This window comes from Glycomyces endophyticus, from assembly GCF_039531525.1.
Taxonomy (GTDB): domain Bacteria; phylum Actinomycetota; class Actinomycetes; order Mycobacteriales; family Micromonosporaceae; genus Glycomyces; species Glycomyces endophyticus.
In genome coordinates, this window is record NZ_BAAAQF010000012.1 from 75,342 (window position 1) to 99,387 (window position 24,046).

At 73.2% G+C, this 24,046-nt stretch carries 20 protein-coding genes; 14 read left to right on the forward strand and 6 right to left on the reverse strand.

Annotated features, from left to right (window positions below; genetic code table 11):
- The first annotated feature begins 36 nt into the window (after positions 1-36).
- From ABD419_RS16755 to ABD419_RS16800, 10 genes are all read left to right on the forward strand, one after another.
- On the forward strand, positions 37-927 hold the full coding sequence (locus ABD419_RS16755) for a hypothetical protein (RefSeq protein ID WP_344488400.1): 891 nt from the start codon (positions 37-39) through the stop codon (positions 925-927).
- 172 nt (positions 928-1,099) lie between these two features.
- Positions 1,100-2,302, forward strand: a complete 1,203-nt coding sequence (fxlM, locus tag ABD419_RS16760) for a methyltransferase, FxLD system (RefSeq protein ID WP_344488401.1) — start codon at positions 1,100-1,102, stop codon at positions 2,300-2,302.
- A 242-nt stretch (positions 2,303-2,544) separates the two neighbouring features.
- Positions 2,545-4,416: a CASTOR/POLLUX-related putative ion channel gene (locus ABD419_RS16765; RefSeq protein WP_344488403.1), complete on the forward strand. Its 1,872-nt coding sequence runs from the start codon at positions 2,545-2,547 to the stop codon at positions 4,414-4,416.
- 136 nt (positions 4,417-4,552) lie between these two features.
- Positions 4,553-6,328 (forward strand): ABC transporter ATP-binding protein, encoded by a 1,776-nt coding sequence (locus ABD419_RS16770; protein WP_344488405.1) that lies wholly within the window; start codon positions 4,553-4,555, stop codon positions 6,326-6,328.
- A gap of 658 nt (positions 6,329-6,986) precedes the next feature.
- Positions 6,987-8,039: a glycerophosphodiester phosphodiesterase family protein gene (locus ABD419_RS16775; RefSeq protein WP_344488407.1), complete on the forward strand. Its 1,053-nt coding sequence runs from the start codon at positions 6,987-6,989 to the stop codon at positions 8,037-8,039.
- Positions 8,040-8,489: 450 nt separating this feature from the next.
- Positions 8,490-9,446: an ABC transporter substrate-binding protein gene (locus ABD419_RS16780; protein ID WP_344488409.1), complete on the forward strand. Its 957-nt coding sequence runs from the start codon at positions 8,490-8,492 to the stop codon at positions 9,444-9,446.
- Positions 9,447-9,475: 29 nt separating this feature from the next.
- A complete protein-coding gene (locus ABD419_RS16785) occupies positions 9,476-10,288 on the forward strand; it encodes an ABC transporter permease (RefSeq protein ID WP_344488411.1) in 813 nt (270 codons plus the stop codon).
- Positions 10,282-11,052, forward strand: coding sequence for an ABC transporter permease (locus ABD419_RS16790; protein WP_344488413.1), 771 nt, complete (start codon positions 10,282-10,284; stop codon positions 11,050-11,052). Before ABD419_RS16785 ends, ABD419_RS16790 begins: the two co-directional genes overlap by 7 nt.
- Positions 11,053-11,826 (forward strand): ABC transporter ATP-binding protein, encoded by a 774-nt coding sequence (locus ABD419_RS16795; RefSeq protein ID WP_344488415.1) that lies wholly within the window; start codon positions 11,053-11,055, stop codon positions 11,824-11,826.
- A 10-nt stretch (positions 11,827-11,836) separates the two neighbouring features.
- Positions 11,837-12,997, forward strand: coding sequence for a 4-hydroxybenzoate 3-monooxygenase (locus tag ABD419_RS16800; protein WP_344488417.1), 1,161 nt, complete (start codon positions 11,837-11,839; stop codon positions 12,995-12,997).
- Here the strand turns inward: ABD419_RS16800 and ABD419_RS16805 are convergent.
- Positions 12,985-13,482 (reverse strand): GNAT family N-acetyltransferase, encoded by a 498-nt coding sequence (locus ABD419_RS16805; RefSeq protein WP_344488456.1) that lies wholly within the window; start codon positions 13,480-13,482, stop codon positions 12,985-12,987. The two genes, ABD419_RS16800 and ABD419_RS16805, sit on opposite strands and share 13 nt — an antisense overlap.
- A 162-nt stretch (positions 13,483-13,644) precedes the next feature.
- Between ABD419_RS16805 and ABD419_RS16810 the strand changes: the two genes are divergently transcribed.
- From ABD419_RS16810 to ABD419_RS16820, 3 genes are read left to right on the forward strand one after another with little or no spacing between them, the layout of a single operon-like run.
- Positions 13,645-15,126 (forward strand): ABC transporter substrate-binding protein, encoded by a 1,482-nt coding sequence (locus ABD419_RS16810; RefSeq protein WP_344488419.1) that lies wholly within the window; start codon positions 13,645-13,647, stop codon positions 15,124-15,126.
- Positions 15,127-15,130: 4 nt separating this feature from the next.
- A complete protein-coding gene (locus tag ABD419_RS16815; protein WP_344488421.1) occupies positions 15,131-15,349 on the forward strand; it encodes a hypothetical protein in 219 nt (72 codons plus the stop codon).
- Entirely contained in the window at positions 15,350-17,059 is a 1,710-nt protein-coding gene (locus ABD419_RS16820; protein ID WP_344488422.1) for an ABC transporter permease subunit, read from the forward strand.
- A 46-nt stretch (positions 17,060-17,105) separates the two neighbouring features.
- Here ABD419_RS16820 and ABD419_RS16825 read toward each other — a convergent pair whose 3' ends face one another.
- The 3 genes from ABD419_RS16825 to mscL all read right to left on the reverse strand — a co-directional run bounded on the left by ABD419_RS16825 (position 17,106) and on the right by mscL (position 19,363).
- The gene (locus ABD419_RS16825; RefSeq protein WP_344488424.1) at positions 17,106-17,894 is read right to left on the reverse strand and encodes a VOC family protein; all 789 of its coding nucleotides are present in this window, start codon (positions 17,892-17,894) and stop codon (positions 17,106-17,108) included.
- A gap of 122 nt (positions 17,895-18,016) precedes the next feature.
- Complete coding sequence (locus ABD419_RS16830) at positions 18,017-18,832, reverse strand: VOC family protein (protein ID WP_344488426.1); 816 nt, start codon at positions 18,830-18,832, stop codon at positions 18,017-18,019.
- A gap of 117 nt (positions 18,833-18,949) precedes the next feature.
- Positions 18,950-19,363, reverse strand: a complete 414-nt coding sequence (gene mscL, locus ABD419_RS16835; RefSeq protein WP_344488428.1) for a large conductance mechanosensitive channel protein MscL — start codon at positions 19,361-19,363, stop codon at positions 18,950-18,952.
- A gap of 146 nt (positions 19,364-19,509) precedes the next feature.
- On the opposite strand from mscL, the gene ABD419_RS16840 reads away from it, so the two are divergent.
- Positions 19,510-20,355 (forward strand): aldo/keto reductase, encoded by an 846-nt coding sequence (locus ABD419_RS16840; RefSeq protein WP_344488430.1) that lies wholly within the window; start codon positions 19,510-19,512, stop codon positions 20,353-20,355.
- A gap of 60 nt (positions 20,356-20,415) precedes the next feature.
- On the opposite strand, the gene ABD419_RS16845 is transcribed toward ABD419_RS16840, so the two are convergent.
- Entirely contained in the window at positions 20,416-22,821 is a 2,406-nt protein-coding gene (locus tag ABD419_RS16845) for a carbohydrate-binding protein (RefSeq protein ID WP_344488432.1), read from the reverse strand.
- 43 nt (positions 22,822-22,864) lie between these two features.
- Positions 22,865-23,869 (reverse strand): LacI family DNA-binding transcriptional regulator, encoded by a 1,005-nt coding sequence (locus ABD419_RS16850; RefSeq protein ID WP_344488434.1) that lies wholly within the window; start codon positions 23,867-23,869, stop codon positions 22,865-22,867.
- Between the last annotated feature and the right edge of the window lie 177 nt (positions 23,870-24,046).

The following is a 24,046-nucleotide window of genomic DNA, read 5'->3' on the forward strand; positions in this document are numbered from 1 at the left end:
TGGACGGGCACCGCCACCGGACGCAGGGGAGCCGCCATGCGATGGGCCAGGATCGCCGTCATCGGCGCGTTCCTCCTCGCCGCCGGCACCGCTGCCCTCACCGGGAGCATCGCCGGAGCCGGGGACCGCGAGGACCCAGCCGGCCCCGCGACGGCCGCACCATCCGCCGCCCCCGACCTCACCGCGACCGCCGAGATCCGCCGGTCCTTCATGGCCCCCGGCGTCGTCGCGATCGCGGTGACCAACCACGGCGACGCCCCGGTCCGGGTCCGCGGCCTCGAACTGCTCGGCGAGTCCTTCGCGCCCCTCGGCGTCCAGGAGTTCGACGACGAGGTGCCGCCGAGCGAGAACCCCCGCGACCTGTTCGCCTCGTACGGCGAGGCCCGCTGCCCCGACGGCGTCGACTCGGCCGCCGCGCCCGCCGCCGTCGTGCTCGACGTCGAGACCGAGGACGGCGCGGCCCACGAGGTCGTCGCCGCGCTGCCGCACCCCAGCGGCACGCTCGACCGGCTGCTGCGCGAGGCCTGCGCCGCGCAGGCGATCACCGCCGCCACCGCGATCGAGCTCGGCGACCTCACCGAGGCCGCCGACGGCACGCTGGAAGGCGGGCTGACGCTGCGGCCGCTGGACGGGGCCGCGCTCGGCGCGACCGAGGTCCGCGGGAGCGTCCTGTTCACCGTCGAGTCCGCGGCCCTCGCGGCCGGGCCCGTCGCGGGCGCGCCGGGGGAGTCCATCGTGGTCCCGGTCGTCTTCGACGCCTTCCGCTGCGAAGGCCACGCCGTGGGCGACGCCAAGCAGCCCTTCGGCTTCACCGTCTGGGTCGTCATCGACGGCGGCGACCCCATCGCCACCCCGCTCCCCGTCCCCGACCCGCAGCGCGAGGCGCTCTGGGCCATGCTCGACGCGCGCTGCGGCCGCACCGACTGACCAGGGCGGCGAGCAGGCGCCCGCACCGCGCCCCCCTCCGGGACGCGCCCGGCCCGCCCCGGGCGTGGCGGGGATCTCGGGGGCAGAAGTGGAGGAGGCGGACATGGCACATCGGACGTACGCTTGACTTGTGGGTGATCACATCGATACCTCCGGTAACGAAGCGCATAAGATGCGAACCCGCCTCGTCGGCGGCCTGCGCACCAGCGGGGTGCTCCGGAGCGAATCGGTCGAGACCGCCATGCTCGCCGTCCCGCGCCACCGCTTCCTCCCCGAGGCCACGCTCCGCGCCGCCTACGCCGACGACGTCTACGTGACCAAGCGCAACAGCGACGGCGACGCCGTCAGCTCCGCCTCGCAGCCCGCGATCGTGGCCGAGATGCTGGAGCAGCTCGACGTCCGGCCCGGCCACCGCGTCCTGGAGATCGGCGCGGGCACCGGCTACAACGCCGCGCTCCTCGACGCGCTCGCCGGGCCCTCCGGCTCGGTGACCACGGTCGACATCGACGCCGACACGGTCGAGCGCGCCCGCCGGGCCCTCGACGACACCGGCTGCGGCCGGGTGCGCACCGTGCGGGCCGACGGCGAGCTGGGCTGGCCCGACGGCGCCCCGTACGACCGCGTCATCGCCACCGTCGGCACCTGGGACCTGCCCCCGGCCTGGTGGGACCAGCTCGCCGACGGCGGCCGCCTCGTGGCGCCCCTGAGCATCCGCGGCTGCGAGCACTCGGTGGCCTTCGACTACCGCGGCGGCGTCATGCGCAGCCGCTCGATCGTCAGCTGCGGCTTCATGCCCATGCGCGGCCTGGGCTCCCACGAGGGCGCCACCGTCGAGCTCTCCAGCGGCCGCATCCTCACCTTCCACGTGGACAGCGAGGTCGAGGCCGCCGGCGCCGAAGGGGCCCTCGACGGGCGCGGCTCCACGGTCTGGACCTCGGTGCGCCTCAAGGTGAACGAGGACGCCTCCCAGCTGTCGCTCTGGCTCGCCTGCGCTTTCCCCGGATACGGGCGCATGAGCGCGCCGTTCGGCGACCACGGCCTCCAGCGGCTGCTCATGCGCTGGGCCAACCCGGCGGTCGTCGAGGGCGCCGACTTCGCGTACGTCGTGTGCCGGAAGGTCCCCGGCGGCAACGAGATCGGCGTGCGCGGCCACGGCCCGGACGGCGCGGCCCTCGCCTCCCGGGTCGCCGCGCAGGCGAAGCTGTGGGACCGCGAGTGCCGCGACGGCGTGAGCCTGCGGATCACCGCCTACCGCACCGGGTCCGAGGCCGCGGCCGGCCTGCCCGCGGACGGCGCCGCGCCGCGCTTCACCGTCCCGAAGCGCCACACCCGCTTGGCGATCCGCGTCGCGCCGGTGGCCGAGACCGCCGGATAGCGGCCCGCCCGCTCCGGTCCCGCCGCCCGCTCTAGGGTGGATCGGTGATCGCCCCCGGCCCTCGCGACGTCCCTCCGCGACTCCTCCGGCCCCGGGTGACCACGAGTAGTGAATTCGCTTCGACCGGTCGCAGTGGACGCAATGCGCTATCAATGGTCGACGCCCCGAACACCTCCCGACCCCACTCGCCTCCGCCCCGAGTCGGTCGGACGACACATGCATTCTGAGAAAGGACGCCCCCGATGTCCGATCCGACATTCAAGCAGCGGGCTCGCTATTGGTTCGACAACACCATGTCGAAGGGTACGAAAGCGCTCATCGGATGGCTCACCGTCATCACGCTCGCACTCACCGCCATCGGTGCCGCATTCCTCCTGATCGCAGGGCAGGGCAACGGCTTCGGCGGTACTCTGTGGACCTCGTTCATCCACATCCTGGACGCCGGGACGATCACCGGGGACGGCGAGAACGGCCCCTACATGGTGATCATGTTCATCACCACCATCGGCGGTCTCGTCATCCTCTCCTCGCTCGTCGGTGTGCTCACCACCGGTCTCGACGCGAAACTCGAGGACCTCCGCAAAGGCCGCTCGCTCGTCGTCGAGAAGGACCACACCGTCATCCTCGGCTGGTCCGATCAGGTGTTCATCGTCATATCGGAACTGGTGGAGGCCAACGAGAGCGAGAAGCGCGCGGTCATCGCGATCCTCGCCGACCGCGACAAGGTCGAGATGGAGGACGAGGTCCGCGCGAAGCTCCCCGACCTCAAATCCACGCACGTCGTCTGCCGCACCGGCGACCCCGCCGACCCCGACGACATCGCGATCGTCAACCCCGGGCAGGCCAAGAGCGTCATCCTCCTCACCTCCGCCGAGGACGACCCCGACGCGCAGCTCGTGCGCAGCCTCCTCGCGGTCACCCAAGGGGGCCAAGGGGACCTGAAGTGCCATGTCGTGGGCGCGGTCGCCGAGAGCCGGAACCTGCCCGCGGCGCGCCTGGCCGGCGGCCGCGGCGCGCACGTCGTCGACGCGAACGACCTCATGGCCCGCCTCATGGTCCAGACCTGCCGGCAGTCGGGCCTCTCGGTCGTCTACACCGACCTGCTCGACTTCGGCGGCGACGAGATCTACATGGTCGAGGAGCCGAACCTGTTCGGCCGCCCGCTGAGCCAGGCGCTGCACTCGTACCGGACCTCCTCGCTGATCGGCGTCCTCACCAAGGAGGGCCGCTGCATCGTCAACCCGCCCTCGAACGCCGCGCTCCAGCCCGGCGACAAGCTCATCCTCATCGCCTCCGACGACTCCGCGATCCGCCTCGACGGCTCCCGCCCGGTCATCGACGAGTCCGCGATCGTGGCCCGCGCCGAGGCCAAGAACCGGCCCGAGCGCACGCTCATCCTCGGGTGGAACGCCAAGACCCGCATGGTCCTGGAGCAGCTCGACCAGTACGTCGCGCCCGGCTCGGTCACCGACGTCGTCAGCGACCACCCGGACGCGGCCGAGGCGATCCGCAAGATCGGCCCGACGATGCGCGTCCAGGGCCTGAACTTCAAGCAGGACGACACCACCGACCGGCTCCTGCTGGAGTCGCTCAACCCCGGCTCGTACGACCACATCATCGCGCTGTGCTCTGACGACGTCGCCCCGCAGCTCGCGGACTCGCGCACGCTCGTGACGCTGCTCCACCTGCGCGACATGTCCCAGCGCTCCAACACCCGCTTCAAGGTGGTGTCGGAGATGGCCGACGACCGCAACCGCACGCTCGCGCAGGTCACGCAGGCCGACGACTTCATCGTCAGCGACAAGCTCATCAGCCTGCTGCTCACCCAGACCGCCGAGAACCCGCACCTCTCGCACGTGTTCGGGAACCTGTTCAGCCCGGAGGGCTCGGAGATCTACCTCAAGCCCGCCGACCACTACGTGCGCCCGGGCGTGCCGGTCAACTTCTACACGGTCGCGGAGTCGGCGCGCCGCCGCGGCGAGACCGCGATCGGGTACCGGGTCGCCGCCGAGGCGCAGCGGGCGCCGAGCTACGGCGTCCACCTGAATCCGGACAAGTCGGTCCAGATGCTGCTCCAGTCGGGCGACAAGATCATCGTGCTGGCCGAGGACTGAGGGTCTTACGACCTCCGGTGGAGTCCGAATTACTCCCTGAAGCGGAGGTCGGTGTCGGTCGTCCCGGGTAGCTTCGACAGAGTCCGCGACACCCGGCGGACGCAGCGCAGACGCTGCATCTGAAGAAGGAACCAGGATGACCGACACCACCCGGGCGGCTCCGGCCGCCGACACCACCGAGGCCCCGGCGCGGGCCCCGATCGGCCGATTGTGGGTGTACGCCAGGCAGCACCTGCGCCTGCTCATCATCGGCGGCGCGCTCTCCTTCGCCGGCGGGATCGTCGGCCTCGTGCAGCCGCTCATCGCGATGGACGTGATCGACACCCTCGCCGCGAACGAGTCGCTCGCCCGGCCGCTCCTCTACCTCACGGCCGTGGTCGTGGTCGGCGGCGCGCTGACCGCCGTCGGCCCGTACCTCATGCAGATCGCCGGGCAGGACGTCGTCCTGACCGTGCGCAAGGACCTCATCGGGCGGCTCGTGCGCCTCCAGGTGGCCGAGGTCGACCGGCTCAAGCCCGGCGACCTGGTCTCCCGGCTGACCTCCGACACGAACCTCCTGCGCACGGTCGCGAGCACCACCGTCATCGGCGGCGTCACCGACGCCTTCATGATCATCGGCGGCATCGGCCTCATGGCCTGGCTCGACCCGGTCCTGTTCGGCACCACCATGGCGATGGTCGCCATGGTCACGGTCATGATGCTGTTCATCATGCCGCGCATCCAGAACGCCACGGTCGACTCGCAGAAGGCCCTGGGCGACATGGGGTCGCTGCTGGAGCGCATCTTCAGCGCGTTCCGCACCGTCAAGGCCTCCGGTGCGGAGGACCACGAGATCGCCCGCCTCGAAGGGGCGGCCACCACCGCCCGCGACAAGGGCGTGAAGGCCTCGCTGTGGGAGGCCCTCGCGGGCGTCGCCGCGTTCATGCCGGTGAACATCGCCTTCCTGCTGGTCCTCGGCGTCGGCGGCGCGCGTGTCGCCTCCGGGGCCATGGAGGTCGGCACCCTCATCGGCTTCCTGCTGCTGCTGTTCTACCTGATGGGCCCGATCAGCGGCCTCGTCGCTTCGCTCTCCCAGCTCCAGACCGGCCTCGCCGCGATCCACCGCGTCGAAGAGGTCGCGAACCTCGACTCCGAAGCGCCCCAGGGCGAACCGCGCACCGCGGCCTCGGCCGGGCCCGCGCGGGTGACGTTCGACGACGTGACCTTCCGGTACGCCGAGGACCTGCCCTACGTGCACCACGGCGTCACGTTCGCGTCGAGCGGGCGCGGCCTCACCGCCCTCGTCGGGCCCTCCGGCGCGGGCAAGACCACGGTGTTCTCGCTGATCGAGCGGTTCTACCCGGCGACCACCGGCAGCGTCGCGGTCGACGGCGTCGACGTGCGCGACTGGCCGCTCGAGGACCTCCGCGGCATCATCGGCTACGTCGAGCAGGACGCGCCGGTGCTGGACGGCTCGCTCCGCGAGAACCTCGTGATGGCGGCCCAGGACGCCACGGAGTCGGAGATCGAGGAGGTCGTGAAGACCGCGCGCCTGACCGAGCTGGTCGAGAAGCTGCCCGACGGCCTCGAATCGCGCATCGGCTACCGCGGCACCACGCTCTCGGGCGGCGAGCGCCAGCGCGTCGCGATCGCGCGGGCGCTGCTGCGCAAGCCGCGCCTGCTGCTCCTCGACGAGGCGACCTCGCAGCTCGACGCCGCGAACGAGGCCTCGCTGAAGCAGGTCATGCTCGACGCGGCCGAGCGCACCAACGTGCTCGTCGTGGCCCACCGGCTGTCGACGGTGACCAGCGCCGACCAGATCGTGGTCTTCGACGCCGGCGTCGTCCGCGCGGTCGGCACCCATGCCGAACTGGTGGAGAAGGACGACCTCTACCGCGACCTGGCCGCCTCGCAGCTGCTCACGGCCGCATAGCGATCGACGTACGACAGGGCCGGGCCGCGAAGCGGCCCGGCCCTGCGACGTGTGCGCGGGGGATCGATATCCGCGGGCTTCTTGACGTTCGGCGGCGAATGTATGAAGATGTGATAGAAAGCGGTTCCTATCGCTTTTCAAGGCTGAACAGAGTGGTTCTCCCTGTACAGGCGTCTCATGTGGCGCTGAGATCAGAAACCGGTTCCAGAATCATCGGAACGGTACCGCCGAACCGCTCCGCTCGGCCCGGGCCGCCGCCCCGGTGACCGGACCGATGGTCGCGGTGGCGCATGCCGGGGTGGCCGCCACCGCCGGAGCGGCGGCCCGCGAGCATCTCCCCGAACCGGCCCGCCCGTCGGTCCCGTTGCAGCGCATGCGACCGACTCCCCGGACCGGGATGCGGCGGTGTCGCGCGAGCACCCGCCCGCACCCGGGCGCGGCGGCGCCCCCTGAACGCCGCGGCGCGGCGCACCGGTGCGCGCTGTCGGTCCCCGTTTCGGACGTCGGCGCGTCGTAGGGTGAATCGCCCGATTTCAGCCAGGCTTCAAGTGCCGTTCAGCTGACTTTCAACCCTGAGGCGGCGCGAATACGGGTGCGCACGGTTGGCTGAGGGTTACCCGGGCCCATCGGGCCCTCCCCCCGAGAAAGGCGGACGCACATGTCCCGCAAGGGCGCCCTCCTTCGATGCGCGGCGGCGATCGCCGCCGCCGGCGCGCTGGTCGGCCTGATCGCCGCCCCGGCCGCCGCCAAGCCGCACCACCCCGGCCACGGCCACCACGACGACCCCATCGTCATCGCCCACCGCGGCGCGAGCGGCTACCTGCCCGAGCACACGCTCGAGGCGTACGCGCTGGCCGTCGAGCTCGGCGCCGACGTCATCGAGCCGGACCTGGTGCTCACCAAGGACGGCGAGCTGCTGGCCCGCCACGAGCCGGTCCTGGACGAGACCACCGACATCGCCCAGCACCCCGAGTTCGCGGACCGGAAGACCACTAAGCTCATCGACGGCGTGCCCGTCACCGGCTTCTTCGCCGACGACTTCACCCTCGCCGAGCTCAAGACCCTCCGCGCCGAGGAGCGCCTGCCGAGCGTGCGCCCGCAGAGCGCCGCGCACGACGGCGAGTTCGAGCTCGTGACCTACGACGAGGTCCTCGACTACGTGGACGACCTCGACCGCAAGGTGATCACCTACCCCGAGATGAAGCACCCGTCCTACTACGAGGACAAGGGTCAGAGCATCGAGGACGCGCTCGCCGACCTGCTGGAGGAGCGCCGCCTCGACCGGAAGCGCTCGCCGGTGTGGATCCAGTCGTTCGAGTACCAGAGCCTGCTCAACATCGCCGAGCGCGTGGACAACCGCATCGGGCTCAACATCGACGGCCAGGGCGAGATCCCCGACGCCCAGCTGGACGAGTACGCCGACACCCTGGACACGGTGAGCCTCAACAAGAACCGCATCATCCCGCGCGACGCGAACGGCTTCCTGCTGGAGCCGACCGACGTGGTCGAGCGCGCGCACGACCGCGGTCTGGACGTGCACGTGTGGACCTTCCGCAACGAGAACCAGTTCCTGCCCGCCGACTTCCGCACCGGCGGTGGCGGCGCGGCGTGGGGCGACTTCGCGGCGGAGTACGAGCTGTTCTACTCGCTCGGCGTCGACGCCGTCTTCAGTGACTACCCGGACAAGGCGCTCGCAGCCCGCGACTGCTGACGACCGGGTCGCGAACCCAGGATTCGCAACCGAGAAAGAAGGGCCGCCCTGCCGCCGGGGCGGCCCTTCCTCGTGCAGGAGGACGGGTCCGCGCGATTCGGGTGGGGGGCCGTCCCCCGAGGTCGGGTGTGTCCGATCTGGACCGCCCCCGGTCTCAAGGGTGCCTTCGGGGTGCGACATCGCGGGGCGTCGGCTCCGATGCGCGGGGCCGGGCTGGTCTCCAGGGTCGGGCTGGTCTCCGGGGTCGGGCCGGCCCCCGGGGCCGGGTGTGTCCGATCTGGACCGCCCCCGGCTTCAAGGATGCCCGGAGGGTCTGACGAGGCGGGGCCGGGCGGCGGGGGATTCGGTCTTGACCGGGGGCGGTGGATCAACTAGTTTCGATATGTGAACGAGTATTCGCATGGCGAACACTCGGTGCCGTCACCTCACTCCTCCTCGGAAGGCACCCTCATGAAACGTCGATCCGCGCTGTCAGCCCTCGCGCTCGCACCCGTCGCCGCCGCGGCCGCCGCCTGCGGCGGGGAGGAGGACGACGGAGGAGGCGGCGTCGACGCCGTCTCGGTCGGGGTGATCCCGATCGTCGACGTCGCGCCCATCTACCTCGGCGTCCAACAGGGCTTCTTCGAGGCCCGCGACATCGAGGTCGAGCTGACCGCCGCCCAGGGCGGCGCCGCGATCGTGCCCGGCGTGGCCGCCGAGGAGTTCGACTTCGGGTTCTCCAACATCACCTCGCTGCTCCTCGCCCAGTCCTCGGGCCTGCCGATCCAGATCGTCGCCAACGGCGTCGCCTCCACCGGCGTCGAAGGCGAGGACTTCGGCGCCGTCATGGTCGCCGCCGACAGCCCGATCCAGACCGCCGCCGACCTCGCCGCCGCCACCGTCGCGGTCAACACCCTCAATAACATCGGCGACACGACCATCCGCGAGTCCGTGCGCCTCGCCGGCGGCGACCCCAGCGGCATCGGGTTCACCGAGGTCGGCTTCCCCGACATGCCCGCGCAGCTCAGCGTCGGAAACGTCGACGCCGCCTGGGTCGTGGAGCCCTTCAAGTCCATCATCGAGGCCGAGGGCGGCCGGCCCGTCGCCTGGAACTACGTGGACGCCGCCCCCGACCTCACCGTCGCCGCCTACTTCGCCACCACGAGACTCGTGCAGGAGCGACCGGACCTCGTGCAGCGGTTCGCCGACGCCATCGCCGAATCCCTCCAGTACGCCACGGACAACCCCGAGGCCGTCCGCGATATCCTGGGCACTTACACCGACATCAGCCCCGAGATCCGCGCGGCCCTGACCCTGCCGGCCTTTCCCGCAGCCGTCAACCGGGACTCCGTGGAACGCCTCGCCGAACTCGGCGAAGCCGACGGCATCTTCGAGAATCCCCCGGACGTGGACGCGCTCCTGCCATGAGTCCACAGCGTTCCCAAGACGCTGAAGCCATGGGCGTCAAGCGAATCCACTCTCCCAGACCCCGGCCGCGTCCAGTCCCACCGCTGCTCCTCGGCGCGGCCGGGGTCGCCGCGGCCCTGCTCGCCGGACAGCTCCTCCCGCTCACGCCCCTGGTGAACCCCCGCTACTTCCCGACGACCGGCGCCGTCCTCGGCGCCCTCGCCGACGACCTCGCGCGCGCCGAGTTCTGGCGGGCCCTCGCCGACACGCTCATCGCCTGGGCCGCAGGCCTCGCCATCGCCGTCGCCGCGGGCGCCGCCCTCGGCATCCTCATCGGGTCGCTCCCGCCCGTGCGCGCCGCCACCGCCTCCACCATCGAGTTCCTCCGCCCGATCCCCTCGGTCGCCCTGGTGCCCCTGGCGGTCCTGCTGTTCGGCACCCGCCTGCCCTCCACGCTCCTGCTCGTCGTCTACGCCGCGTTCTGGCAGGTCCTCGTGCAGGTCCTCGCCGGCGTCCGCGACGTCGACCCCGTCGCCGCCGACACCGCGAAGAGCCTGCGCCTCACCGCCTGGCAGCGCCTGACCCGCCTCGCCTGGCCGACCGCCCTGCCCTACCTCATGACCGGCGTCCGCCTCGCCGCCACCGTCGCGCTCGTCCTCGCCGTCACCGCCGAACTCGTCATCGGCTCGCCCGGCCTCGGCCGCGAGATCGCCGTCGCCCAGACCTCCGGCGCCGCCGAGCGCATGTACGCGCTCATCCTCGTCGCCGGCGCCCTCGGCGTCCTCGTCAACCTCGGCGTGCGCGCCCTCGAACGCCGGGTCCTCGCCTGGCACCCGGCCGTGCGGGGAGGCTCCCAGTGGTGACCGTGCTCCGCAGGACGCTCCTGGCGCTCGGCCTGCCCGCCTTCCTCTTCGCCGCCTGGTGGATCGCCTCCGCCGGGTCCACCAGCTTCTACTTCCCGCCGCTGTCGGCGATCGTCGCCGAGTTCGGCGAGACGTGGACCGCTGAGCGCTGGCGCGACGACGTCCTCCCCAGCATCGCCCGCCTCGGCGCCGGATACGCCGCCTCCTGCGCCGCCGGCGTCGGCCTCGGGCTCCTCATCGGACGGACGCGCTGGCTGTTCCACCTCACCGAGCCCGTCCTCGAGTTCGCGCGCGCCGTGCCCCCGCCGGTGCTCGTGCCCGTCATCATGCTGTTCGCCGGGATCGGCGACGGCATGAAGACCGCCGTGATCGTCTCCGGCTGCGTATGGCCGATTCTGCTCAACACCGTCGCCGGCGTCCGCTCCGTCGAACCGGTCCAGCTCGACACCGCCGCCGCGTACCGCCTGGGCCGCACCAGGACCCTCCTCGCGGTGGTCCTGCCCGGCGCGAGCCCCCGCATCGTCACCGGCATGCGGCAGGCCCTCGCGATCGGCGTGATCCTCATGGTCATCAGCGAGATGTTCGCCGCCCAGTCCGGCCTCGGCTTCGCGATCGTCCAGTTCCAGCGCAGCTACGCGATCCCCGCGATGTGGAGCGGCATCCTGCTCCTGGGCGGCCTCGGCGCGGCCCTCGCCGCGCTGTTCGCCCTGTTCGACCGTGCCGTCCTGCACTGGTACCACCATCAGCGAACCGAGGAGGCCTGAGTGCTCGAAGTCGCCGGGATCGGCAAGGACTACCGCGTCGACGGCCGCGTGCACACCGCCGTCGACTCCCTCAGCTTCCAAGTGGCCGAAGGGGAGCTGGTCTGCGTCGTCGGCCCCTCCGGATGCGGCAAGACCACGCTCCTGCGCATGTGCGCCGGGCTCCTCGCCCCCACCCGCGGCCGCGCCCTCGTCGACGGCCGCGAGGTCGACGGCCCGCCCGAGGACACCGCCGTCGTCTTCCAGGAGTACGGCCGCAGCCTCTTCCCGTGGATGCGCGTCGGCGCCAACGTCGAACTCCCGCTCAAGCGCCTGCACCTCACCCGCGCCGAACGCCGCGACCGCGTCGCCGAAGCCCTCCGCCTCGTCGACCTCGAAGGGAAGGAACGGGTCTGGCCCTGGCAGCTCTCCGGCGGCATGCAGCAGCGCGTCGCCATCGCCCGCGCCGTCGCCTTCCGCCCCCGCCTCCTGCTCATGGACGAGCCCTTCGCCGCCGTCGACGCCCAGACCCGCGCCGACCTCGAAGACCTCATCCGCGACCTGTGGTCCCGCCTCGGCATCACCGTCGTCTTCATCACCCACGACATCGACGAGTCCGTCTACCTCGGCCAGCGCGTCCTCGTCCTCTCCTCCCCGCCCACCACGCTCCGCGCCGAGATCCACATCGACCTCGGCCCCGACCGCGACCAGCTCGAGACCCGCTCCGGCCCCGCGTTCGCGAAGCTCCGCGGCGCCGTGTGGCGGGAGATCCAGGCCGCCAAGCGGGGCGGCGCGTGAGGAGGCACCGGTGAAGACCAGCGTGGCGATCATCGGCGCCGGACCCGCGGGGCTCCTCCTCGCGCACCTCCTGGCCTCCCAGGGGATCGACGTCGTCGTCGTGGAGCGCCGCAGCCGCGCCCACTGCGAGTCGCGGGTGCGCGCCGGCGTCCTCGAGCAGGGCACCGTCGACACCCTCACCGCCGCCGGCGTGGGGGAGCGGATGCGCGCCGAAGGCCATGTCCACCACGGGATCGAGCTGCGCTTCGGCGGCGAGGGCCACCGGATCGCCTTCGACGAGCTCGTGCCCGGGCGGGCCATCACCGTCTACGGCCAGCAGGAGGTCGTCAAGGACCTCGTCGCCGCGAACCTCGCCGCGGGCGTCGACCTCCGCTTCGAGGTCGAGGACGTCGCGATCGGCGGCCTCGACACCGACCCCTGGCTCGCCTTCGGCGGCGAGCGCCTCGACTGCGACTTCATCGCCGGATGCGACGGCTTCCACGGGATCTCGCGCGAAGCGGTCGCCCCGCACCTCGCCGTCTTCGAGAAGACCTACCCGTTCGCGTGGCTCGGCATCCTCGCCGACGTCGCGCCCTCGGCCCCCGAGCTCGTCTACGCCGCCTCCGAGCGCGGCTTCTCCCTGCACTCCATGCGCAGCGACACCGTCAGCCGCTTCTACCTCCAGGTCCCGCCCGAGACCGCCCCCGAGGACTGGAGCGAGGACGCGATCTGGGCCGAGCTCAAGGCCCGCCACGAGACCGTCCCCGGCTTCACCCTCGCCACCGGGCCGATCACCGCCGTCGACGTGGCCGCGATGCGCTCGTTCGTGGCCGAGCCCATGCGCTTCGGCCGCCTGCTCCTCGCGGGGGACGCCGCGCACATCGTGCCGCCCACCGGCGCGAAGGGCCTCAACCTCGCCGTCGCCGACGTGCGGGTCCTCGCCCGCGCCCTGGGGGAGCACTACCGGACCGGCGCCGACGGGCTCCTCGACGCGTACTCGGCGACCTGCCTGAAGCGGGTCTGGCGCGCGCAGCACTTCTCGTGGTGGATGACGACGCTCCTGCACCGCTTCGACGGCGCGGACGCCTACGACCGGCGGCTCCAGCGATCGCACCTGGAGTTCACGGCGCGCTCGAAGGCGCAGGCGACCGCGCTGGCCGAGAACTACGTGGGGCTGCCCTACGAGGACTGACCGGGCAGCGCCAGTTCGAAGTGGACGGTCTGGAACGGCTCGCCGCCGTCGCCCGCCTCGTTGACGGCGGAGCGCTCGTCGAACAGGACCCGGCCGCGCCGCGACCAGAACTCGACCGCGCCCGGCGTGCGCGCGTCGGTGTGCAGGTACACGCCCGTGTACCGGTCGCGCGAGGCCGCGAACGCCAGGCACGCGTCGACGAGCGCGCCCGCGAGGCCGCGGCGGCGGTGCTCGGGCCGCACGTACACGCGGTACAGGCTCGCGGTGCGGCCCTCCTCGAAGCGGGCCGCGACCTCGGGCGGGTGCGGCGGGGATGTCGGGGTCTGCCCGCGCACGCCGGCGGTCGCGACGACCGCGCCGCCCTGCTCGGCGATGAGGAGCGTGTTGTCCTCGGGCGCCAGGTAGAACGCCTCGAGGTCGATGATGTCGGAGTGCCACTGCGGCAGGTAGCCGTGCCCGAAGTCCCGGTAGACGGTGTCGAGCATCACTGAGCGGGCCTGGGCGAGGTCTGACGGTTCCGCTTGGCGCAGAACGTAACCCGATACACCTCTGACGTCACTCGCGGTTGCGGTACTCGACATGTGTGCCATTATTGCACTCGATTTGCAATAAGCAGGACATCGCGACGAGAGACGAGGCCCACTCCCATGCCGCTGCCCGAGAAGGCCCTGTCCCGGCGCGCCCTGCTCGCCGCCACCGCCCCGCTCGGCCTGGCCTTCGCCGCCTCCGGCTGCTTCGCCGCCGACGAAGGGGGCGCCGGCCGACTCGTCCTCGCCAACGCCCTCACCCCCGCCGCCGGCCTCTCGCCCCACTCCGAGGACGCGTTCCTCCTCGCCCGCTGGTCCGTCGCCGAGACCCTCCTCGGCCTCGACGACGACGGACTGCCCGTCGCCTTCCTCGCCACCGACTGGGCCCAGGCCGAGGACGGCTCCTGGGACCTGACCCTCCGCGACGGCGTGCGCTTCCACGACGGCACCGCCCTCGACGCGGCCGCCGCGGCCGCGGCGCTCACCGCCGCCGCGAACGCCGCCGCCGCGCCCCGCGTCATCGACGGCATCGGCCTCACCGCCGAGGCCACCGGCGACCTCACCCTCCGCGTCGCCACCGCCGCCCCCGACCCCGTCCTCCCGCAGCGCCTCTCCAGTCCCCAGCTCGCGATCCTCGCGCCCGCCGCCTACACCGGGGAGACCGTCGACCCCGTCGGCCACGCCACCGGGCCGTACGCGATCGCCGAGTCCACCTCCACCGGCGTCGAACTCGAACGCCACGACGACTACTGGGGCGAGCCCGCCGCCATGGCCGGCTACCGCGCCGACTACGTCCCCGACGCCGCCACCCGCGTCGCCGCGCTCCGCTCCGGCGAGGCCCACGTCATCGAGGCCGTCCCCTACGCCCAGATCGCGAACCTCGACGACTCCCGGCTCCAGGACGCCCCCACCGGCCGCACCGTCAGCCTCTACCTGAACACCGGCGGCGGCCCCCTCGCCGACCCCGCGCTCCGCGCCGCCGTCGCCGCCGCGATCGACCCCGCCCCGATCGTCGACGACATCTACGAAGGCCGCGCCGACGCCCCCGAAGGCCTCTTCGGCCCCGCCCTCGCCTGGGCCGCCGACCACCGGCCCCACACCCTCCCCGCGGCCGCCGCCCCCGGCGGCGAGACCCTCACCCTCGCCACCTACTCCAACCGCGCCGAGCTCCCCGAGGCCCTCACCGTCCTCGCCTCCCAGCTGGAGGCCGCCGGGTTCGCCGTCGCCACCGAGGTCCGCGAGTACAACGACATCGAGCCCGACATGCTCGCCGGGGCCTTCGACCTCTTCCTCATGTCCCGCTCCGTCGTCCAGGACTCCGGCGACGCCTACACCTACCTCGACTCCGACTTCACCGGCGACGGCGGCTTCAACGTTTCCCAGCTGCGCGACCCCGCCGTCGACGCGGCCGTCGCCGCGATCGCCTCGGCCGCCGACCGCCAGAGCGCCGTCCTCGACGCCGAAGCGGTCGTCCTCGCCACCGTCGCCGTCATCCCCGTCGCCCACGAGCGCCTCGTCACCGGCGTCGCGACCGGCGTCACCGACGTCGCCAGCGACCCCCGCGAACGCCGCATCATCACCGCCGCCACGAGCCTCGGATAGCCCCGTGAACGGTCCTCGCCGGGACGCCGACCGCGACGACGGGACGCGCGCCCAAGCGGCCGCCCCGGACCGCCGCACCGCCACGGACCTGCCGGGCGACTCGGACCGGCCGTTCGCCGCGAATCGGCCCGGCCTCCCTGCCCGGCCCCGCGACCTGGATTTGTCCGGCACCGTGGACCACCCCGTCGCAGTGCGCCGCCCCGCCGCCCCGGACCGGCCGTAGATGGCGCTGCTCCGGGGGCTCCTGACGCGGGTCGCGGTCCTCGCGGCCGTGCTCGCCGCGATCGGCCTCATGCCCTGGCTCGCCCGCCGCGACCCCGCCCTCACCGTCCTGCGCGCCCGGTACCCCGGCCGCGAGGCGACCGACACCGCCCTCGACGCGATCCGCGCCGACCTCGGCCTCGACGCCGGACCACTCGCGATCCTCCGCGACCGGGCCGCCGGCCTCGCCCGCGGCGACCTCGGCACCTCCTGGGTCAGCGGCGAACCCGTCGCCGCCACCGTCCTCCCCGCCTTCGGCACGTCCCTGACCGTCATGGGCGCGGCCCTCGCCGTCGTCCTCGCCATCGCCTGCGCCGCCGCCGCACCCGCGCTCCGCCGCGGCGCCGACGGCCGGGCGGTCGGCACCGGCGGCATCGCCGTCGCCGGACTCGCCGCCCTCCCCGAGTTCCTCGTCGCCGCCCTCGGCGTCGCCGTGTTCGCCGCCTGGCTCGGCCTCCTCCCCGCCTACGGCTTCAGTGGACCGCAGCACCTCGTCCTCCCCGCCCTCGCCATGGGCCTCTCCGGCGGCGGCGTCCTCGCCCGCCTCGGCCGCGACGCCATCGGCCAGGTCGCCGCCGAAGACTGGGTCCGCCAATGGCGCACCGCCGGGTACACCCGCCGCCGCATCGCCCGCGGCCTCCTGCGCCGCGCCCTCCCGCCCCTGCTCCCGCAGTTCGCGATCATCGCCGTCTCCATCACCGGCGCCGCCGTCGCCGTCGAGACCGTCTTCGCCGTCCCCGGCCTCGGCCGCGCCGCCCTCGACGCCGCCGACGCCCAAGACCTCCCCGTCCTCCAGGCCTGCACCGCGCTCCTCGTCGGCCTCGGCTTCGCCGCCGGGCTCGCCGCCCGCGCCGCCGCCCACCGCCTCGCCGGACCCGACGGCACCACCGCCCCCGCCGTGCCGCCCGTCCGCGGCTCCCGCCGCGCCGGCGCCCTCTGGATCGCCTGCACCGCAGGGCCCCTGCTCATCGCCGTCGCCTACGGCCTCGCCCGCTCCGGCGCCGTCGCCACCGGCTCCCGCCTCGAAGCACCCGCCGCCGCGCACTGGCTCGGCACCGACGAACTCGGCCGCGACGTCCTCGCCCGCCTCGGCCAAGGAGCACAGTGGACGATCGGTGCGGCGGTCGCCGCCTGCGCCCTCTCCTACCTCCTCGCGCTGGCCCTCGGCTTCGTCCCGCGCCTCGCGCACCCCCTCGCCGAAGCCTGCAACTCGTTCCCCGTCGCCATCGCCGGGATGCTCGTCGTCGTGCTCCTCGGCCGCGGCCCGTGGGGCGCCGTCCTCGCGGTCGTCGCCGTCTCCTGGCCCCCGCTCGCCGCGCACGCCGCCGAACTCGCCGCCCGCGCCCGCACCGCCGGGCACCTCGAAGCCCGCCTCGCCCTCGGCGCCGGCCGCTGGTGGGTGCTGCGCCGCCACACCCTCCCGCTCGTCGCCGGACCGCTCGCCTCCCACGCCGGACTCCGCCTGCCCGGCATGGCACTCGGCATCGCCTCGCTCGGCTTCCTCGGCCTCGGCGCCGGCCCCGACTCGCCCGAATGGGGCGCGAGCCTCGCCCGCTCCCTGCCCTACCTTGAACGCGCGCCCCTCGCCGCCCTCGCCCCGGCCGCCGCCATGATCGCCATGACCCTCGCCGCCATGGCCGCCGTCTCCCTGCCCCGCGCCCGGCGGCGCTGACGGCGCCGACGAAGGCCCCGCCGCGGCGGGGCCCTCGATCACACCGCTACTCCCAGGGACGCGGCGAGTGGACCGCCACCACCGTGCCTCCCGGCGCCGCGACGCCCGCGACCCGCAGGCCCGGCACGTCCATCGGCTCGGCCGCCACCGAGCCGCTCAGCTCCTTCGCCCGCGCGCACACCGCGTCGGCGTCCTCCACCGCGACCATGACGCTCCACTGCGGCGGCAGGCCCTTCTCGAACCCCTCCGCCGCATGGCAGCCGCCGAACTCCGCGCCGCCCGAGCCCGGGCTCAGCGCCGCGTACGGCCGCTCGTTCGCCGGGTCCTCCCACGGCGGGGTCACCGCGTTCCAGCCCAGCAGGTCCGCGTAGAAGCGCATCGCGTCGGCCGGGGCGCCGTCGAAGTGGTACTCCGCCCAGGACACCGACCCCGGCTCGCCCCACACACCGAAGCCGTTCGCCGGGTCGATGGCCTCCATGATCCCGAACGCCGCCCCGTTCGGGTCGTTCACCATCGCGAAGCGGAGCATCCCCGGCACCTCCTCGGGCCCGTGGACCACGGTCCCGCCCAGGCGCGACGCCAGTGCGGCGGAGGCCGCCGCGTCGGCGACGGCGAAGTACAGGTTCCAGCTGCGCGAGGGGTCCGTGCCCGGCGGGCACGGCGCGATGCCCATGACCGGGCGCCCGCCGAGCGAGAACGTCGTGAACTCGCCGAACTCCTCGCCGGCGTTCTCGGAGTCCCAGCCGAACAGGCCCTCGTAGAACGCGGTGTCGGCCGCGAGTTCGGTGGTCATGGAGTCCGACCAGATCGGTGCTCCCAGTGGAATCGGTGCCATGGCTCGCTGCTCCTTCGCAGGGTCGGTCGTGACCCTGCCACCGTCGCACAGGGGTGCGACACGCGAGCGCGAAACGGCGGGACCGGGCACGGCCCGCCCGCGGACACCGGCGGTCGCGGCGCCTACTCCCGCGTCGACATGACCGTGAAGAACGCCCCCGTCGGCGACGCCAGCACCGCCATCCGCCCGCCCGGGTCGTCCACCGGCGCCACCGCGACCGACCCGCCCAGGTCCACCGCTTTCGCCGCCGTCAGGTCCACCGAGTCCGTCCCGAAGCACACCGCCCAGTGCGGCTTCATCTTCAGCTCCGGCCCCAGCGCCATCCGCGCGCCCCCGAACTCCACCCGGTGGCCCGTGATCGCATGCCCCTCATGGGTCCACAGCCCCACGTACGGCGCGTCCCGCGCCGGCTCCGCGCCCTCCGGGTCCTTCAGCGACCAGTTCAGCAGCTCCGAGTAGAACTGCATCGCCTCCACCGGCGCCCCGTCGTACACGTACTCGAACCACACGACCGCGCCCGGCTCGTTCCGGGCCGTGAACCCCACCTTGTCGCTCAGCGGCTCGAACAGCCCGAACGCCCCGCCGTCGGGGTCCTTCAGCGCCGCGTACACCAGGTCGTCCCCGACCCGGATCGGGTTGCTCGTGATCACCGCCCCCAGCTTCTCCGCCTCCGCCACCGCCCGGACGCAGTCGCCCGCGTGGAACGCCACGCCCCACGACGAGCCCGGCTCGCCCGACGGGCGCTCGGCGATCCCCGCCACCGCCCGCGCCTCGGACACCGTGGAGCCCAGGCACAGCTCCGTGTAGTGCCCGAACTGCTCGCCCGAGTCGAACGCGGCCCAGTTGAACAGGCGCATGTAGAAGTCCACGTCCCCGGACAGGTCCGGGGTCACGGCGTCGGCCCAGATCGGGGCGCCCAGGGGAATCGAGGTCGGCATGGCGGCGGTCCTCCAGTCGAGGTCGGTGGCGTCCAGCCTCCCAAACCGGTGCGGCACTGGCAAGGGGCGGCGGCCGGGGGGATGCCCCCGGCCNGGCCGCCGCCCCCGAAACCGGCGCTACAGCCCCCCGGGCCCGGACGGGCCCCGGCCTTGGCGCTGCTCGCGCAGCAGGTCGCGGATCTCCTCGAGCACCACCACCTCGCGGGCGAGCTCCTCCACGACCGCCTCCTCCGGCGGCGCGAACCGCTCGCGGAGCTTGTTCATCGGCAGCACGATCACGAAGTACACGGCGAGCGCCGTCAGGAAGAACACCAGCAGCCCGTTGATGAACACGCCGTACGGGAACTCGACGCCGTTGACCGTGAAGCTGCCGCCGACGTCGCCCCCGCCCGTCACCAGGGTGATGAGCGGGTTGAGGAACGCGTCGCCGAACGACGCCACGAGCGCGGTCATCGCGGCGCCCATGACCACCGCGACGGCCAGTTCGACCACGTTGCCGCGCATCAGGAACTCTTTGAAGCCTTTGATCATGCCCCCGAGTCTCGCATCCGATTCCCACCGATTCGCGCCGTGGTCCGCGGTGTCGCTGTGACCGACGAGATACCACCCGTCCGGGAACATTCCGCCCCGCCCCGGCGGTTGGACCGTGCACCGAAGCACTGAGAGAAGGCATCACCATGAGCGACATCGTCATCGGCGGCGACCTGACCGTGAACCGCCTGGGCTACGGCGCCATGCGCCTCAGCGGCGACCCCGGCATCTTCACGCCGCCGAAGGACCGCGCCGCCGCGATAGCGGTCCTGCGCCGCGCCGTCGAGCTCGGCGTGAACTTCATCGACACCGCCGACTCGTACGCCCTGGGCGACAACGAGAAACTCATCGCCGAGGCGCTCCGGCCCTACGCCGACGGCCTCGTCGTCGCCACCAAGGGCGGCAACACCCGCCCCTCGCCCGAGGAGTGGGTCCCGTTCGGGCAGCCCGCCTACATCCGCCAGCAGGTCGAACTCAGCCTGCGCCGCCTCGGCGTCGAGACGATCGACCTCTACCAGCTCCACCGCCTCGACCCCGCCCTCCCGATCGCCGACCAGATCGCCACGGTCGCCGACCTCCAGCGGCAGGGCAAGATCCGCCACATCGGCCTCTCCGAGGTCACCGTGGCGCAGCTGCAGGAGGCCGAGGCCGTCGCCCCGATCGCGAGCGTCCAGAACCTCTACAACCTCGTCAACCGCCAGAGCGAGGCCGTCCTCGAGTACACGGCCGAGCGCGGCATCGCCTTCATCCCGTGGTTCCCGATCGCCGCCGGCGAGCACGCCGGCCCCGACGGGCCCGTCGGCAAGATCGCCGCCGAGGTCGGCGCGACCCCCGCCCAGACCGCGCTCGCGTGGCTCCTGCGCCGCTCCGGCAACATCGTGCCGATCCCCGGCACCAGCTCGATCGCGCACCTGGAGGAGAACGTCGCCGCCCGCGAGGTCGTCCTCACCGACGCCCAGTACTCGGTCCTCGACGGCCTCGCCTCCCAGTAGGCCGCGACACCGGCCCGCGCCGCACGGCGCGGGCCGGCGGGCCCGGACCGCCCGCCCCGCTCAGGGGTTGAGCGGGGCGATCCGGAACCGCTCGAACTCGGCCGTCGGGCCGCGCTCGTTGCCGAACGCGATCGTGTTGCGCCCCGCCGCGAGGTCCACGATCATCGGGTACGTCCAGAAGTCGTTCCAGGTCCAGGTCCCGCGCATCGGATACCGGCCGGCGGGCTTCCCGTTGACCACCAGGTCGCAGTGGCGCGTGACGATGTCCACATTGTACTGATGTCCCTCGGCGCGCTCCCCGTTCGCGTAGCTGACGATGAGCGCGTGCGGGCCCGCGGCGGCCTCGAACGCGATGGCCGCGCCCGCGCCGCGCCCGTTCCAGCCGATCACGTGGCCGCGGTGCGCGAAGTCGTTGACGATGAGGCACGAGCCGCCCGAGCGCACCGCCTCGGCGGCGTCGACCTCCACGAACCCGGGCCCCTCGGCCGGCTCGACGCCGAGGCGCGCCGCCGCCGCCCGCAGCCGGTTGATCCCGGCGTGCAGGAACACCGGCCGCGACAGGTCCACCGGGACGCACTGGTTCTGCGGCCCCAGCAGCACGCCGCGGTCGGCGCCGGTGATCCGGTGGTACCGGTCCTCGGCGGCGTACACGTCGAACACGGGGTCCTCGCCGTCGTCGGCGTCCCGGCGCGCGAACGCGCCGTCGTAGGAGCCCCGCTCGGGGCGGTCCTCGGTCAGGACGATCTTGTCGAGCGCGACCTCGCCGCGCGCCGTCCCGATCGCGCCGGACTTCGACAGCTCCACGGTGTTCTCGCCCGCGCGCAAGCGCACCGGGACGTGCACGATCGAGCGGTGCTGCCAGTTCATCGTCGACGGGTACTCCACGAACCGCTCGGCCCCGTTGACGGCCAGGACCTGCTGCGCGGGCTGCGGCTCGGTGGCCTCGGCCCCGCGGCCGTACATGTGGGAGTAGAAGACCGCCAGGTCGTACCCGCCGGCGGCGGGGACCTCGACGGTGAAGGTCACGGCCGAGTCGTTCATGTTCAGGCCGCTCACGTCGTGCTCGCCGGAGGCGGCGAACCCGTCGCCCTCGCCCGGGTGGCCCTGCCTGGCGACCTCGCCGGAGGTGATCCGCGCGTGCTCGGCCTCCCAGGAGCCCCGCCACGGCGGCGCCTCCAGCGCCGGAGCCGTCCCCGGGGCGATCGCGATCCAGTACGCGGCCATCCGGTCCGCTTGCGGCACATGCACTTCGAGGCGATCCGGCGGTCCGGTGACCCGGCTCAGCGCGACCGGCGGCCCCGCGGCCCCCTCGTACCCGGTCCAGTCGATCCGGTGCACTGTGGCGGTCACCTCCGGGCCCCACAGCTCCGGGTCGAGGCCCTCCAGCGCGACCGTGAAGTCCCCGCCGCACCCGCCCGCGAGGACCTGCGCGGTCCGCCGCGCGGCGTCCAGGCTCGCGATGCCCTGCAGCGTGTCCGGGGTGTCGGGCTGCGGCGGCGTGACCCGCACCGTCGTGCCGGTCATCCCCGAGTAGGCCTTGAGGAGCCACCACGCCCCGCTCGGCACGTTCGTCTGCGGCGCCGCGCCCGAGTAGCCGCCGGCCGCGGTCCAGAACGCCATGTCCGCGTGGACCTTCGCGTCCTCGAACAGCGCCGCCCACTGCACCAGCTGCCCCGGCACCGACAGGTCCCGGTTGTTCGCGTACTCGTCGATGTTCACCGGCCGCGGCTCGATGCCCAGCGACCGCTCCAGCTCCCGGTACTCGGCGTGGTGCCCGCGGAAGTCCGCCAGGGACTTCGGCGACAGCTCGTGCCAGGCGGTCCACTCCGGGAGCGTCCCGGTGTCGCGGGCGCGGCGCAGGAAGTGGCGCAGGAACCGGCCGTGGAAGTACGCCTCGTTCGGGCCCGCGATCGGCACCCCGGGCGCGAGGCGGCGCAGCAGCCGCACCGTGGTGGTCCAGTCGGCCATGAACCGGTCGAACCGCGCGGGCGTGTCCTCCTTGAGCGCGTACCAGATCCAGTCCGGCTCGTTGAACGGCACGAACACCAGGCGGCCCTCGTTCGCCTCGGTGAGCATCGGCGGCACGATCGCGCACAGCCGCTCGTGGTAGAGGTCGATGCCCACGTCCTCGTACGGCCAGGACGCGAACAGGTCCTGGAGGTACACGAACGCCACGCCCGCGGTGCCGCGCGGCCTCCCGTTGCGCCGCAGGACCGCGACCGCGCTGGAGGCGTCCCCGCCGGGGTGCTGCGCGCCGCCGTCGGGCTTGACCGCGAGCGTGGTCAGGTCGAGCGCGTCGAGGAGCTCGTCGCCGGGCACGCCGTCCTCGGCGACGCCGTACAGCGACCCGGTCGCGCCGTGCAGCACCGGGCCGGTGGGGGTCGCGAAGTCGGCGACCAGCCGCGGGTTCGTCTGGGGTACAGGGCCGGAGGGCCCCGCCGGCGGAGCGGTGGGGTCGGGGTTCATGGCTTCGGGCCTTTCGGGGTGCTGCAAGGGTCGCCTCCGCAGGTCAGGAGGAGGGCGGCCCCGAGGTCTCGCGGACGATGAGCTCGGGCTCGGGCCAGCCCGGGACGGGACGCGGGATCGAGCCGTCCACGCGGTGGCGCAGCAGCTCGAACGCGCCGCGCCCGACGCTCTCGAAGTCCTGGTTCACGGTGGTCAGCGCGGGGGTCGTGTACGCCGAGAACGGGGTGTTGTCGAAGCCGACGACCGACAGGTCGCCGGGGACCGAGCGGCCCGCCAGGTGCGCGGCGCGCATCGTGGCGAGCGCGAGGTGGTCGTTGCCGCAGAGGATCGCGGTGACCTCCGGGTCGGCCACGAGCGGCTGCACGGCCTTGAACGCCTCGGCGATGGTCCAGCCCGAGGGCACCGGCTCGGGGACGGTCCGGCCGGCCTCGCGGAGCACGCGCGCCCAGCCCTCGGCGCGGTGCGCCTTGCCCCCGCCGAACGTCCCGGTGGAGGTCGGGATCGCCAGGTGGTGCACGGTCGCGTGCCCCAGGTCCAGGAGGTACCTGGTGGCCTCGGCGGCGGCCTTGCCGTCGTCCATGCCCACCAGCCACGGCGAGGCCGCGAGCTCGTCGGCCGTGTACGGGCCGATCGCGACCATCGCGTGCGGCTGCTGGTCGAGCAGGACCTGCTTGGCGCGCATGCCGGGCTCGTCGTGGGCCATGATGATCGTCGGCTCGCCCGCGCGCGGCAGGCGGGCGATGATGTCGGCGTCGGAGTGGGTGTCGGCGGGGTCGAGCACGGAGATCTGGACGCTCCAGTCGAGCGCCCGCGCGGCCTTCTCGATGCCGCGCAGCGCGGCCTCGGGCCCGTACAGGGAGGTGTCGGCGGTGAGGACGGTGACCGATTCGGCGGCGCCGCCCGCGAGGCTGCGGGCCAGGCGGTTGGGGCGGTACCCCAGCTCCGCGATGGCCTCCAGGACCTTGTCGCGGGTGGCGGCGGCCACGCGCGGAGAGCCGTTGACGACCCGGGAGACCGTCTGGTGCGAGACGCCTGCCAGCCGCGCCACGTCCCAGATACTGGCTGCCTTCTTCGGTTGCGCCATCGCTGCCGTCGCTTTCCATGTTCGTTCGCACGCACGCCATTCCGGGGCGCGCGGGCGCCCCGGTTCAATACGACGATACGCCGCCCGGTGTGAACGTTCACCTAACTGATGGTCCAATGACATTAGAGCACAGTTCCGTAA

Excerpts from the sequence above, each read along its gene's own strand:
- ABD419_RS16755 (WP_344488400.1), top strand. The coding sequence starts at position 37 with ATGCGATGGGCCAGGATCGCCGTCATCGGCGCGTTCCTCCTCGCCGCC.
- fxlM (WP_344488401.1), top strand. The coding sequence starts at position 1,100 with ATGCGAACCCGCCTCGTCGGCGGCCTGCGCACCAGCGGGGTGCTCCGG.
- ABD419_RS16765 (WP_344488403.1), top strand. The coding sequence starts at position 2,545 with ATGTCCGATCCGACATTCAAGCAGCGGGCTCGCTATTGGTTCGACAAC.
- ABD419_RS16770 (WP_344488405.1), top strand. The coding sequence starts at position 4,553 with ATGACCGACACCACCCGGGCGGCTCCGGCCGCCGACACCACCGAGGCC.
- ABD419_RS16775 (WP_344488407.1), top strand. The coding sequence starts at position 6,987 with ATGTCCCGCAAGGGCGCCCTCCTTCGATGCGCGGCGGCGATCGCCGCC.
- ABD419_RS16780 (WP_344488409.1), top strand. The coding sequence starts at position 8,490 with ATGAAACGTCGATCCGCGCTGTCAGCCCTCGCGCTCGCACCCGTCGCC.
- ABD419_RS16785 (WP_344488411.1), top strand. The coding sequence starts at position 9,476 with ATGGGCGTCAAGCGAATCCACTCTCCCAGACCCCGGCCGCGTCCAGTC.
- ABD419_RS16805 (WP_344488456.1), bottom strand. The coding sequence starts at position 13,482 with ATGCTCGACACCGTCTACCGGGACTTCGGGCACGGCTACCTGCCGCAG.
- ABD419_RS16810 (WP_344488419.1), top strand. The coding sequence starts at position 13,645 with ATGCCGCTGCCCGAGAAGGCCCTGTCCCGGCGCGCCCTGCTCGCCGCC.
- ABD419_RS16820 (WP_344488422.1), top strand. The coding sequence starts at position 15,350 with ATGGCGCTGCTCCGGGGGCTCCTGACGCGGGTCGCGGTCCTCGCGGCC.
- ABD419_RS16825 (WP_344488424.1), bottom strand. The coding sequence starts at position 17,894 with ATGGCACCGATTCCACTGGGAGCACCGATCTGGTCGGACTCCATGACC.
- ABD419_RS16830 (WP_344488426.1), bottom strand. The coding sequence starts at position 18,832 with ATGCCGACCTCGATTCCCCTGGGCGCCCCGATCTGGGCCGACGCCGTG.
- mscL (WP_344488428.1), bottom strand. The coding sequence starts at position 19,363 with ATGATCAAAGGCTTCAAAGAGTTCCTGATGCGCGGCAACGTGGTCGAA.
- ABD419_RS16840 (WP_344488430.1), top strand. The coding sequence starts at position 19,510 with ATGAGCGACATCGTCATCGGCGGCGACCTGACCGTGAACCGCCTGGGC.
- ABD419_RS16845 (WP_344488432.1), bottom strand. The coding sequence starts at position 22,821 with ATGAACCCCGACCCCACCGCTCCGCCGGCGGGGCCCTCCGGCCCTGTA.